Here is a 12,028-nt window from a genome sequence, read left to right as displayed (position 1 = left end):
AATGAGAAGACACGAGGAGGGCTGACTTGGGACTCCGCGTCGCATCGCCAAATTGAACAACCGCGCGTGGGGCTAGAGAAAGCGGTGTCCAAAAAATTCAAGGCCTAACCGATCAGGTTGTTTCAGTCTGATCGGTCAGGCTCCCCGTCCATTGGGTTCGGCACGCGCGGCCGACCGTCGTCGATGTCGGCGGGACCCGGTCACGCCGACATCGACATGGGCAAGTCCCACTTCAGGCAAGCCCGCATCAGCCATCACCCCCTCAGACGAGGTCCCAGGCGAAGGAGGAGCGGCCTTCTTCGAGGCCGTAGCGCAGATAGTGCTCCAGCGGGTCGATGCCCGCGGCCGCGACGTCGGCATAGGCCGCGAGATAGGCGCTGGTGTCGAAATCCTGCGACGGGTTGCGGCCCTCGTGCCAGCCATAGGTCTCGAAATGCGTCAGCGGGTTGATCCCCGCCGCCGCCACGTCGGCATTCTGCGCGAGATAGAAGGAGGTGTCGAAATAGGCGTCCGCCCGGCGCCCCTCCTTCCAGCCATATTGCTGGTAATGCGTGAACGCGTCGACCCCGGCCAGAGCGACGTCCGAATTCGCCAGCAGATAATAAGTGGCGTCGAAATCCCCCTGGAGATGGGCGCCGTCCACCACCATGCTGGTCTGGCGCCCCTCGACGATGCCGTATTGCAGATAATGCAGCAGCGGATCCATGCCGGCCGCCGCGACGTCCGGATTGAACGCCAGATAGAGCGAGACGTCGAAATTGACCGAGGGATCGCGGCCCTCCCACCAGCCGTTCTGCTCGAAATGCACCAGCGGATTGATCCCCGCCGCCGCGACGTCGGGATTCTTGGCGAGATAGGCCGAGGTGTCGAACCAGGCATTGGGGTCGAGCCCCTCGCGCCAGCCGACATCGGCATAATGCACGTCCGCCACCACCCCGGCCGCGAACAGATCGGGATTGCGGAAGGCGTAGAACACCTCGTTCACCATCGGATCGGTGCCGAAGGTGAGCGTGCCGTCGGCGAATTTGAGCGCCTCGATGCCGGTGAGAATGTCCTGGCTGGCCGCCCCGTAGAGCACGATTTCGGTGCCGTAGCCGGCCTGAACATACTCGCCGACGCCCTTCAGCAGCCACAGCGTATCGGCGCCCGCCCCGCCATCCACGGTGTTGATGCCGCGCCCGGAGAAGACCGTCGTGTCCCCGGCATCGCCGACCAGAGTGTCGTTGCCGTCGCCGGTGATCAGGCTCGCAAACACCATGCTGCTGCCGATCGTCGTCGCCACCCCGGCGATCGTCGCCATGTGCTGCGACAGGTCGATCGTCGTGTCGAACGTCACCGCCGCCGCATTGAGGGTGTGCGGGCCGGGGCTCGCGGCGTCGAGGACGGCGCGGGCGGATTCGGCGCCGGCAAGATCGCCGTACGCATCCGTATAGATGAAGGTCTCGCCCGCCGTGGGCGTGTCCCCCAATAGGTTCAGAGTGGACGCGATTTCCAACGCCTGGCTGGAATTGTTGGCGATCGTCAGGGTCCATTCCCCGACGCTCGACTGCCCCCAATCATGCACCGTGTCGAAGACGAAGACCCCCGCGGACGCATCGATCGCGGTGGCCGCATTCAGAAGGGTGCTGGTGGTCCGGCCGTCGGGACCGGTCAACGTCACCGTAACGCCTTGAAGCGTGGGGCCGACCGGCTCGTGCGAGAGCCGGACCACGGCATGCTGGACCCGAATGGACGCCTCGATTTGAACGCGGAATGTGGCCGTCGCGCCGGCTTCGACCCGGGACATTCCCGCGAACGGATCATCGGCCGGAAAACTTGCCGTCTGGGTGACGAGATTGCCGTAGGTGCTCTGCTTCTGCCAGGTTTCGGCGAGGCGGACGGCGGCGAGCGCGTCGACCAGCCCGAAGCCCAGATCATGGTTGTAGCGATGTCCACCGCCATTCCAGTCGGTGGCGCCATTTGTGCTCCAGCTTCCGACGGCGTCGGGTGATCTGGCACTGTAGGCGAGGATCTCCTGGACGTCGCGATAGCCGAGATTGGGGTTGGCCTCCAGCATCAAGGCGACCACGCCGGACACGATCGGCGTGGCCGCCGAAGTCCCGCTGAAACCGGACCCCAAGATGTTGGTGTAGTTTCCGGCCTCTCCGGCGGTCTTGTTGTACCCGTCCGCGCCGATCAGATCGGTCGTGACGATGCTTTGAACTTCCTTCGCGTTCAAAGCCGTGTCGAATCCGCTGCCTGGGGCTGCGACGAGAATGCTGGCACCGGGCGTCGAATAGCTGGTGACCGTTCCGTCGATGCTCGCCGCCGCGATCGTGATGCCGTAGGGCGAGCTGCTGGAGGGATTGCCGTTGGTGTCGGAATGGCTCGTCCGCTCGTTTCCGGCCGCGAACAGACTTACGGTGCCGAGACCGGACCGCCCGAGTTCCACCAGATTGACCAGCGCCGTTTCAAACGCCTGGCGCTGAAGCAGGGTATGGGGACCCGGCAGGCCCCAACTGTTGCTGTTCACATCGACGCCGTCGAGCAACATATAGGTTGAGGCGCGAATGAAGGACGTCACTTCGCTGAAGTGGGTGTAGCCGATGCCGTCCGCCCCATAGGCGACGCCGACGCCGCCGACGTCATTCTCCGCGGCGATGACGAGGCCGATGGCGGCGACACCGTGCGACCGATCGATCGCCCGTTTGTCGCTGCTGAAATAGGCTTCCGACGGCGCGAGAAGATAATTGGCCTCGAGGTCCGGATGCTTCGGCTGGAACCCGCCGTCCAGAACGCCGACCACAACGCCGGTCCCGGTATAGTCGGGCCAGACGCCCGTGACGTTGATGTCGTATCGATAGGCCCCCGGCGCCTGCGGAAGCCCGTAAATATCCTGGCCCCAATTGTAGAGATGCCATTGCTGGGCAAATAACGGATCGGACGGAATATAACGCGTCGTCATTGAAATCGTCCCCCGGACCTATCCGTCACCGCATGACCCGAGACCGGCCACGCCGCAACGCATGTGACCGCGATTGCGCCCCCGGCATCGGCCGATCAGCGTGCTCTGCAAGCCGATCGGCCCATGCCTTCCGATTGCGGCACCGGAATGTCTCCTGCGCCGGAATGTATCGATCCGAAAAGATCAGACGAGGTCCCAGGCGAAGGAGGAGCGGCCTTCTTCGAGCCCGTAGCGCAGATAATGTTCCAGCGGGTCGATGCCCGCCGCCGCGACGTCGGCATAGGCCGCGAGATAGGCGCTGGTGTCGAAATCCTGCGAGGGGTTGCGGCCCTCGTGCCAGCCATAGGTCTCGAAATGCGTCAGCGGGTTGATCCCCGCCGCCGCCACGTCGGCATATTGCGCGAGATAGAAGGAGGTGTCGAAATAGGCGTCCGCCCGGCGCCCTTCCTTCCAGCCATATTGCTGGTAATGCGTGAACGCGTCCGCTCCCGCCAAGGCGACGTCGGAATTCGCCAGCAGATAATAAGTGGCGTCGAAATCGCCCTGGAGATGGGCGCCGTCGACCACGACGCTGGTCTGGCGCCCCTCGACGATGCCGTATTGCAGATAATGCAGCAGCGGATCCATGCCCGCCGCCGCGACGTCCGGATTGAACGCCAGATAGAGCGAGACGTCGAAATTGACCGAGGGATCGCGCCCCTCCCACCAGCCGTTCTGCTCGAAATGCACCAGCGGATTGATCCCCGCCGCCGCGACATCGGCATTCTTGGCGAGATAGGCCGTCGTGTCGAACCAGGCATTCGGGTCGAGCCCCTCGCGCCAGCCGACATCGGCATAATGCACGTCCGCCACCACCCCGGCCGCGAACAGATCGGGATTGCGGAAGGCATAGAACACCTCGTTCACCATCGGATCGGTGCCGAAGGTGAGCGTGCCGTCGGCGAATTTGAGCGCCTCGATGCCGGTGAGAATGTCCTGGCTGGCCGCCCCGTAGAGCACGATTTCGGTGCCGTAGCCGGCCTGAACATACTCGCCGACGCCCTTCAGCAGCCACAGCGTATCGACGCCCGCCCCGCCATCCACGGTGTTGATGCCGCGCCCGGAGAAGACCGTCGTGTCCCCCGCATCGCCGACCAGAGTGTCGTTGCCGTCGCCCGTGACCAGGCTCGCAAACACCATGCTGCTGCCGATCGTCGTCGCCACCCCGGCGATCGTCGCCATGTGCTGCGACAGGTCGATCGTCGTGTCGGACGTCACCGCCGCCGCGTTGAGGGTGTGCGGGCCCACGGTGGTCGCGCCGAGGATCGCCCGGTCGGCTTCCGCCGCGCCCAGACGGGCATAATCGTCGGTATAGATGAAGGTCTCGCCGGCCCCGGCCGCGTCGCCGTACAGCGTCAGCTCGGCTTTCGGAACGAGGAAGCCGTAGCTGGTGCCGGTCTGGGTGATCGTCAGGGTCCAGTCGCCCGACGTGCTGAGCTCGCCCCAGTCGTGCACTGTGTCGACGGTGAGGAAGAGCTGGTTCTCCTCCACCGCGACGGGGGTCGCCGGGGTCGGGAACAGGCTGACGGCGTGACCGTTCGGGCCGGTGAGCGTGAAGCTGAGCCCGTCGAAGCTGGTCACCCCCGGCTGCGCGATGAAGCTGAAATCGATGGTCGCATGCTGAACCCGCAGCGCCTCGGTGAAGCGCACGGTGAAGGTCTGCGGGGCGCCGGGCGTGATGAAGGTGGTCGGGGTGGTGAATTCGGCCTTGGCCTTCACGAGATTGTCGAAGGTGCTCTGCTTCTGCCAGGTTTCGGCGAGGCGCACCGCCCCCAGGGCGTCGATGTTTCCGAAGCCCAGATCGTTGCTGTAGAGATGGCCGCCGCCGTTCCAGTCGGTGGCGCCGTTGGCCGTCCAGGTGGCGACGCCCTCCGCGGCCTTGGCGCTATAGGCCAGGATTTCCTGCACGTCGCGATAGCCGAGGAGGGGATTGGCCTCCAGCATCAACGCCACGACGCCGGCGGCGATCGGCGTCGCCGCGGAGGTGCCGTTGAAGCCGGCGGCGCGCACCTCGTCCTCGCCGACGGGGGTGGTGTCGAGGACGTTGGAATAGTCGCCGTCCGGCAGCTTGTTATAGCCGGCCGTGCCGAGGAGATCGGTGGTGACGATGCTCGGAATGGTGTTGGAATTGCCGGAGTTCGGATTGCTCCCGCTTCCCGGTGCCGCGACGAGGATGCTCGCCCCCGGCGTCGAATAGCTGGTCACGGTGCCGTCGACATTGGCCGCCGCGATGGTGATGGCGTAAGGCGAGGAGGTGAAGACCGAATAATTGGTGTTCTCGCCCTCCGCCCGGTCGTTGCCGCCGGCGAACAGCGTCACCGTTCCGAGGCCATCCCGCCCCATCTGGGCGAGGCTGAGGACGGCATTGGCATAAGCCAGCCGCTCGTCCCGGAAATGGTGGATATCCGGACCCCCCCAGCTGTTGGAGCTGACGTCGACGCCGTCCAACAACATGTGGGCGACGGCCGTGATGAAGTTCGAGGGGAGCCGCGCATCGCTCGAACTGTAGCCGATCGCCTGCGCGCCGAAGGCGACGCCGACGCCGCCGATGCCGTTCTCGGCGGCGGCGATCAGGCCCATGGTCGAAGTGCCGTGGGCGTCCACCGCCGGACCGAGCGCGTTGGTGTCGAGATTGTAGGATTTGTCGGCGACATAATTCGGCGCGAGGTCGGGGTGCTCGACCTGGAATCCGCCGTCTTCGATGCCGACCAGCACGCCCGCGCCGGTATAATCGGTCCAGACCCGCGTCACATTGATGTCGTTGCGATAGGCGCCCGGCACCTGGGGCAGACCGAGAATGTCCTGCCCCCAATTGTAAAGATGCCATTGTTGCGCGAACAACGGGTCCAAAGGAATATAGGGGGTCGACATCCCGCAGCCCTCTCGAAATCGGAACCTATGAGCAATCGGGCCGCATAATAGTTTCCGCGCCGAGAATTTCCATAGGCTCTTTTCAAAGCGGAGATGAAAGTTTTTGTAAGAATAGACTAAGGCGTAGCCTTGACCCGGCTATCTATACTTCGACACCGCGCCGGGCGCGGCGTGCAGGAGGGCGATGCCGCCGCGGTCCGGCACGGCCCTGTCGCGGACCCGTCACGCCCCAGGCGCGGCCTGCAGGAAGAACCGGGCCATTTCCCGGCTCGCGTCGGGCCCGTTCGGATCGGTATAGGAGCCGGCCGGGCTGCCGCCGGACCAGGCATGCCCCGCCCCGTGCAGCGTCCATTGCTCCAGCACCGCGCGGCCGGCCGCGTCGGTCGCGACCTTGCGGGTGAACCGCATGCCGGCGGGCGTCGTGCCCTGGCTGACGGTGGTGGGAAGCGCCGCCTCGGCCTGGGCCTGGGCGATCACCTGATCGGCATTGACCGGGTTCACCGTCGAGTCGCGGTCGCCGTGGAAGACGATGGTCGGCAGGCCTTTGCCGGACGCCCGGCGCGGCGATCCCCCCGACGCGCCGCCCCGCATGGCGCCGAACGCGGAGGCGACATCGCTCGCCGCGCCGCAGGCCAGCCCGGAATGCACGCCGACGGCGGCGAACAGATCGGGATAGGTCTCTCCCATCACCGCTGCGGCGGCGCCGCCCGCCGACAGCCCGGCGACATAGACCCGGCCGGCCGGCACCGGGAAGGCCGCGAGGATCTCGCGCGTGATCCCGGCGATCAGCGAGGGTTCGCCGCGATCGCGCTGCTGGTCGGCGCCGTTGAACCAGTTCCAGCATTTCGAGGCGTTCGCCGACTTGGACTGCGCGGGATAGGCCACCAGGATGCCGTGCTCCTCGGCGACCTCGTTCATGCGCGTGCCGGCGGCAAAATCGTCGGGCGATTGCGTGCAGCCGTGCAGCATGACGATCAAGGGCAGGGGCGCCCCGCGGAAGCGGCTCGGGACATAGAGCCGGTAGGCGCGGCTTCCCGCTTCATTGGTGAAGGTGCGCGTCTCGAAGCGCGCGCCGGGTGCAACCGCGGGCCCGTACCGGTCGGCATCGCCGTCGCCGAGCGCCGGCGGAAGCCGGTCCCGCCACGCTTTCATGCCCTCCGGCAGCGATTTTTCGGCGAGGCCGGCGGCGCGCCGCGCCGTCGCCCCGGACAGGGTCCAGACCGCATCGTCGCCGTCCGGAGGCGTGAGATCGAGGGTGCGCGGACCGTCCGCGGGCGCCTCCGCCCCGGCAGGCGCGGCGGCGGGGTCGGTCCCGCGCAGCATGGCCATGGCTTCGGTGAGCCGCCCCGCGCGGGTGAGGCGGGTGACTTCGAACATGTCGACGGTCGGCAAGGGCTTGGTCATGAAATCAGCTTCCACAGGAGGAAAGGCGTCGCCGCGGACGGAAACGTCAAAGAATGCGTCCGCTCAAGGCGGCCTTGACCGCATGGCTCGCTTGGAGCGCCCCGAGCACGCGGATGGAGGCGATGGTGTCGCGGGCGAGGTCGGGGGACACGTCGGCATCGATCACCGCGAGTCCAAGAACCTGGATGTGCAGCTTCTGCCCCGCCGCTTGCGCCGCTTCAAGGTCGGTGCGGCCATAATGGCGCAGCCCGAGTTCGAGGCGATGGACATCGACCGCCTTCCTGACCGCATCGGCGTGGCGGTCGAGCTGGTTGCGGATCGCGGTGCGGATGAAGTCCGTGCGGTTGGAATAGAACCGCTCCGCGACCAGGAGGTCGACCTGCCCGAGATCGACATGGCCGAGATTGATGGTGATCTTCTCGCTCTCCGCCACCTTCCCGCCGGCCGGCATTTTTACCAAAGCCATTCTGACCTTCCCTCCCCACGCCATCCGTGTGGATGGTATATGGAAGGCAAGAGTGGCTTTACAAGGGCGTTGGCCTATTCCGCCGGGGGCGCCCCGTCCGCGGACAATGGAAAAAGCCGGACCGTCCCGGACCTGTCGGTTCGGGACATCCAGCATTTTCAGCGATTTTCGGGAGTGCCTGACCTTCAGAGACAAGGTCGATTGGTGCCCAGGAGAGGGAAAAACCGAAAAAACACCAATGAAATCAATGGCCGAACAAGCCGATGGTGCCCAGGAGAGGGAAAAACCGAAAAAACACCAATGAAATCAATGGCCGAACAAGCCGATGGTGCCCAGGAGAGGACTCGAACCTCCACGGTGTTACCCACTGGTACCTGAAACCAGCGCGTCTACCAATTCCGCCACCTGGGCCGCGCCGGTCCGAGGACCGGCGGGAGGCGTCACATAAGGGAGAGGGTCGGGGCTTGTCAACGGGCGCGCGCGGGAGGGCGCGAAATTCCGCCCCGTTCCCCCACCGGCACCCCGGCGCCCCGGCCGGCGGCTCAGCCGGCGTTGAAGTTCGGCGGGCGCTTGGCGATGAAGGCGGCCATGCCTTCCTTCTGGTCGGCGAGCGCGAATTGCGACTGGAACAGCCGCCGCTCGAATCGCACCCCTTCCGCGAGGCTGGTTTCGAAGGCGCGGTTGACGCTCTCTTTGGTCATCATGGCGACCGGCAGCGACATGTCGGCGATCGCGCCGGCGACCTTCAGCGCCTCGGCGACCAGATCGGCCGCGGGCACGATGCGCGACACCAGCCCGCACCGCTCGGCCTCGACGGCGTCCATCATCCGCCCCGTCAGGCACATTTCCATCGCCTTGGACTTGCCCACGAAGCGCGCGAGCCGCTGCGTGCCGCCCGATCCCGGCATCACGCCGAGGCGGATTTCCGGCTGGCCGAATTTGGCGGTGTCCGCCGCCAGGATGAAGTCGCACATCATCGCGAGTTCGCACCCGCCGCCGAGCGCGAAGCCGGCCACCGCGGCGATTATCGGCTTGCGGGTGCGCGACAGCCGCTCCCAGGAGGTGATGAAATCGTCGAGATAGGTGTCGGGATAGGTGAAGTTCTGCATCTCCTTGATGTCCGCCCCGGCGGCGAAGGCGCGCTCCGAGCCGGTCAGGACGAGGCAGCCGATCCCGCGATCGCCCTCCAGCGCGTCGAGCGCGGCGGAAAGATCGCGGATCAGCTGGATATTGATCGCATTCATCGCCTGCGGGCGGTCGAACCGGATCAGCCCGACCCGGCCGTGCGTCTCAACCTTCACCGTCTCATAGGTCATGGCTTCCTCCCGGATCGCGGCGCGTGCGTCCCGTCTCCTCTAAAGCACGATGCGCGGCGAAGGAAAGGCTCCACCTCAGCGCTGGCACTTCGGGCAGAAGAAGGTGGAGCGGGCACTCTGGACGATGCGCGCGACCGTGCCCGGACAGCGATAGGTCGGGCAGGCCTTCCCTTCGCGGTCATAGACGCGGAACGCATGCTGGAAATAGCCGAGTTCCCCGTCGACCCGCCGGTGGTCCCGCAGGCTCGAGCCCCCCGCCAGGATCGCCTCCCGCAGCACGTCGCGGATCGCGACGACCAGGCGCTCCGCCCGCAGCGTCGGCGCGCCGCTGCGCGTGGCGAGGGTGGAGGCCAGCCGGCGCGGCGACAGGCGGGCGCGGTTCAGCGCCTCGCAGACATAGATGTTGCCGAGGCCCGCCACGACCTTCTGGTCGAGCAGGGCCGCCTTCAGGCTGGTGCGCCGCCCGGCACAGACCTCGGCGAGATAGGCGGCGTGGAAGGTATTCCCGAGCGGCTCCGGCCCCAGATTGCGCAGCAGCGGATGGCTGTCGAGCCGGTCATAGGGGACGAGGAGGATCGCACCGAACCGGCGCGGATCGTTGAAGGTGAGCGTCGCGCCGCCGGCCAGATGGAGGACGACATGGTCGTGGGGGCCGGGCGCGCCGCGCGGGTGATGGAAGGCCCCGGGCCGGCTGGCGCGCGATCCCTCCCAGCCCTCGATCCGGATCGAGCCGGACATGCCGAGATGCAGGATCAGGACTTCGCCCCCGTCGAGGTCCGCGAGGAGATATTTCGCGCGCCGTCCCACCGCCTCGATGCGGCGGCCGGCGAGGCGATCGGCGAAATTCTCGGGAAGCGGCCAGCGCAGATCGGGGCGCCGCGCCTCCGCCTGCTCGATGACCGCACCTTGGAGAACGGGCAGGAGGCCGCGGCGGACCGTTTCCACCTCGGGCAATTCGGGCATCTGATCCTTCAACCCCGCGGCGCCCGCGCCTTCGCGGTCCGCCACCGATTCATGACGTTCAGATGAAGCTAGCGGCCCTGTGCGCCGGTGCAAGCCGGATCGCGCACGCGTCTGACGCAGGGTAAAAGGAGCAAAAACGCCCTGCGACTCCGAAAAACAAATAAGCCGGCAAACCGCTATTCCGCCGCCCCGCGGGCGCCGAGGCCCAATGCGAGGTCATCGACCGCCGCCGCGGCAACGGGCGCCGGCGGGTCTTCGAACTCGAGCAGTTCGAGGCGCATCCCGCGCTTGGCGATCTTGTCGGCGGACACCATCACCTTCGCGACATCGTCGCCGACCTGCCCGAAATGCTTGGAGAGGTCGCCGACCCGGTCGCGCAGGCGGGTGACGTCCGCCACCAGCGCGCCGACTTCGGTGCGGATGCGGTCGGCCTGGGCGCGCATCCGGGCATCCTTGGAGATGGCCTGAACCACCTGGATCGCCAGCATCAGAAGCGATGGCGAGACGATCACCACGCGGGCGCGGAAGGCGCGCTGGATCACCGCGTCGAAGCTCTCGTGCAGCTCGGCATAGACCGATTCGGACGGCACGAAGATCAAGGCGATATCTTGGGTCTCGCCCGGCACGAGGTAGCGTTCGGCGACGTCGGTCACGTGCTTCATCATGTCCGTCGTCAGGCGCGCCGCCGCCGCCTTGCGCGCCTCGGGCGAGGGCGCCTCGCGAAACGCGGTCACGCTTTCCAGCGGAAACTTCGCGTCGAGCAGCAGCGGGCGCGAATCACCCGGCAGAAACACCGCGCAATCGGGACGCTTTCCATTGGAAAGGGTATATTGGAAGGCGAAGCTGCCCTTGGGCAGGCCGTCGGCGACAATGGCCTCCATCCGCGCCTGGCCGAAGGCGCCGCGCGCCTGCTTGTTCGACAGCGTGTCGCGCAGCGACACCACCTGGGTCGAGAGGTCGGCGAGGCTCTTCTCCGCCTTTTCCACCATGACGAGCCGCTCCGCGAGCTTCGTCAGGCTCTCATGGGTGGCGCGCGCGGCGGTGGAAAAGCTCTCCCCCAGCCGGTGCGACGTCGAATCGAGACGCTCCGAGACCGCCCGCGCGAGGTCGCTCTGGCGCTGCGCCAGCACCTCCGCCATGCTCTGCACCCGTCCGGTGGTCTCGGCCTGGATCCGCGCCAGATCCCGCAGGCGCGCTTCGAGTTCCCGCGCATGGGCGGCCATCTCTTCCGCCTCCGCCGCCCGCGACGCCGAAGCCCGGCGCGCGGCGACCAGTTGGACCGAGAGCAGCAGCAGAGCAAACCCGCCGCACACAGCCAGAAACAGGCCGAAGGAAACGGGGAGATCCCCGATCTGGAAGAGAGTGTCGCGCATCCTGCCCTCTTAGACGATTCCGTCCACCGAACAAAGGGCGAACATGTTGACGGGTGCTGCGGCTTCGCCTATCTGCCAAGCATGGCCCTACGTCCAATCCTCATTATACCGGAGCCGAAGCTCCGGCAGATCTGCGCTCCGGTCGAGACCGTCGATGCGCAGACGCGGGCGTTGGTCGCCGACATGTTCGAGACCATGTACGACGCGCCGGGCATCGGCCTGGCAGCCCCCCAGGTCGGCGTGCTGAAGCGCGTGGTGACGATCGACATCGCGCGGGACGACGAGCCCAAGCAACCGCTCGCCCTGATCAACCCGGAAATCGTCTCGGTTTCGGAAGCGCTGTCGATCTACAATGAAGGCTGCCTGTCGATCCCCGATTATTACGAGGAGGTGGAGCGGCCGGCGGAGGTGACGGTGCGCTACACCACGCTCGACGGCAAAAGCGTCGAGCGGGCGGCGAGCGGCCTTCTCGCGACCTGCATTCAGCACGAGATCGACCATCTCAACGGCGTGCTCTTCATCGATCATTTGTCCAAGCTGAAGCGCGACCGCGTCACCAAGAAATTCGTCAAGGCGGCAAAGCGCGAGACCGCCGGCTGAGCCGCAAGCAAGCCAGACGCCGAGCCGACGCCGCGCGCGACGCCGGAGCCGG

The 12,028-nt window shown here is 66.5% G+C and carries 8 protein-coding genes and 1 tRNA gene; 1 reads left to right on the top strand and 8 read right to left on the bottom strand.

Going from position 1 to position 12,028, the window contains the following annotated elements:
• Positions 1–262 precede the first annotated feature (262 nt).
• The 8 genes from EDC64_RS08410 to EDC64_RS08375 all read right to left on the bottom strand — a co-directional run bounded on the left by EDC64_RS08410 (position 263) and on the right by EDC64_RS08375 (position 11,376).
• Complete coding sequence (locus tag EDC64_RS08410) at positions 263–2,944, bottom strand: S8 family serine peptidase (RefSeq protein ID WP_132030842.1); 2,682 nt, start codon at positions 2,942–2,944, stop codon at positions 263–265.
• Positions 2,945–3,127: 183 nt separating this feature from the next.
• Positions 3,128–5,854, bottom strand: coding sequence for a S8 family serine peptidase (locus tag EDC64_RS08405; RefSeq protein ID WP_132030841.1), 2,727 nt, complete (start codon positions 5,852–5,854; stop codon positions 3,128–3,130).
• A 222-nt stretch (positions 5,855–6,076) separates the two neighbouring features.
• Positions 6,077–7,258, bottom strand: a complete 1,182-nt coding sequence (locus EDC64_RS08400; RefSeq protein ID WP_132030840.1) for an extracellular catalytic domain type 1 short-chain-length polyhydroxyalkanoate depolymerase — start codon at positions 7,256–7,258, stop codon at positions 6,077–6,079.
• A 46-nt stretch (positions 7,259–7,304) separates the two neighbouring features.
• Positions 7,305–7,724 carry a CopG family transcriptional regulator gene (locus EDC64_RS08395; RefSeq protein WP_132030839.1) on the bottom strand — a complete coding sequence of 140 codons (420 nt, stop codon included), beginning with the start codon at positions 7,722–7,724 and terminating at the stop codon, positions 7,305–7,307.
• Positions 7,725–8,050: 326 nt separating this feature from the next.
• A tRNA-Leu gene (locus tag EDC64_RS08390) sits at positions 8,051–8,135 on the bottom strand.
• Positions 8,136–8,266: 131 nt separating this feature from the next.
• On the bottom strand, positions 8,267–9,040 hold the full coding sequence (locus tag EDC64_RS08385) for an enoyl-CoA hydratase (protein ID WP_132030838.1): 774 nt from the start codon (positions 9,038–9,040) through the stop codon (positions 8,267–8,269).
• Positions 9,041–9,115: 75 nt separating this feature from the next.
• Entirely contained in the window at positions 9,116–10,003 is an 888-nt protein-coding gene (gene mutM, locus EDC64_RS08380) for a bifunctional DNA-formamidopyrimidine glycosylase/DNA-(apurinic or apyrimidinic site) lyase (RefSeq protein WP_132030837.1), read from the bottom strand.
• A gap of 176 nt (positions 10,004–10,179) precedes the next feature.
• The gene (locus EDC64_RS08375; RefSeq protein WP_132030836.1) at positions 10,180–11,376 is read right to left on the bottom strand and encodes a DNA recombination protein RmuC; all 1,197 of its coding nucleotides are present in this window, start codon (positions 11,374–11,376) and stop codon (positions 10,180–10,182) included.
• Positions 11,377–11,457: 81 nt separating this feature from the next.
• Here EDC64_RS08375 and def point away from each other — a divergent pair, with 81 nt between their 5' ends.
• On the top strand, positions 11,458–11,976 hold the full coding sequence (gene def / locus EDC64_RS08370; protein WP_132030835.1) for a peptide deformylase: 519 nt from the start codon (positions 11,458–11,460) through the stop codon (positions 11,974–11,976).
• Positions 11,977–12,028 lie beyond the last annotated feature (52 nt).

This window comes from Aquabacter spiritensis (assembly GCF_004346185.1).
GTDB classification, from domain to species: domain Bacteria; phylum Pseudomonadota; class Alphaproteobacteria; order Rhizobiales; family Xanthobacteraceae; genus Aquabacter; species Aquabacter spiritensis.
Note: the sequence above shows the minus strand (reverse complement) of the source record. Positions and strands in the feature narration are given on the sequence as shown.

Excerpts from the sequence above, each read along its gene's own strand:
- EDC64_RS08400 (WP_132030840.1), bottom strand. The coding sequence starts at position 7,258 with ATGACCAAGCCCTTGCCGACCGTCGACATGTTCGAAGTCACCCGCCTC.
- EDC64_RS08385 (WP_132030838.1), bottom strand. The coding sequence starts at position 9,040 with ATGACCTATGAGACGGTGAAGGTTGAGACGCACGGCCGGGTCGGGCTG.
- EDC64_RS08410 (WP_132030842.1), bottom strand. The coding sequence starts at position 2,944 with ATGACGACGCGTTATATTCCGTCCGATCCGTTATTTGCCCAGCAATGG.
- EDC64_RS08395 (WP_132030839.1), bottom strand. The coding sequence starts at position 7,724 with ATGGCTTTGGTAAAAATGCCGGCCGGCGGGAAGGTGGCGGAGAGCGAG.
- def (WP_132030835.1), top strand. The coding sequence starts at position 11,458 with ATGGCCCTACGTCCAATCCTCATTATACCGGAGCCGAAGCTCCGGCAG.
- mutM (WP_132030837.1), bottom strand. The coding sequence starts at position 10,003 with ATGCCCGAATTGCCCGAGGTGGAAACGGTCCGCCGCGGCCTCCTGCCC.
- EDC64_RS08375 (WP_132030836.1), bottom strand. The coding sequence starts at position 11,376 with ATGCGCGACACTCTCTTCCAGATCGGGGATCTCCCCGTTTCCTTCGGC.
- EDC64_RS08405 (WP_132030841.1), bottom strand. The coding sequence starts at position 5,854 with ATGTCGACCCCCTATATTCCTTTGGACCCGTTGTTCGCGCAACAATGG.